Source organism: Shewanella sp. T24-MNA-CIBAN-0130, from assembly GCF_040310185.1.
GTDB lineage: Bacteria > Pseudomonadota > Gammaproteobacteria > Enterobacterales > Shewanellaceae > Shewanella > Shewanella psychromarinicola.
Genome location: NZ_JBEOPP010000554.1, coordinates 1 through 237, shown reverse-complemented (window position 1 = coordinate 237; position 237 = coordinate 1). Strand labels below are relative to the sequence as shown.

Genomic DNA, 237 nt, shown 5'->3' with positions numbered 1-237 from the left:
CTTCACCACCGACTGATACTAATTTGGTCTCTAAAGCTTTGTTCTCTTTGCTGAAGTCGAAAACGACTCTAGCAGCAGATCCCAAGTCTTCCATAGAGAAAGCCAAAAGTAGTGGACCAGTCATACGGTCTGACATGCTTTCAAACTTAGTGCCTTCAAATGCGCGTTTTGCAAGAGTATTTTTTACTACTTTTAAAACGACACCTTTTTCACGGGCTTGTTCACGTAGCTTAGTAA

Annotated in this window: 1 protein-coding gene; it reads right to left on the bottom strand. The window is 41.4% G+C overall.

Going from position 1 to position 237, the window contains the following annotated elements; all coding sequences use genetic code 11:
• The coding region (gene rplJ, locus AAEZ02_RS23470; RefSeq protein ID WP_351125646.1) for a 50S ribosomal protein L10 at window positions 1-237 on the bottom strand (237 nt) is incomplete at both ends.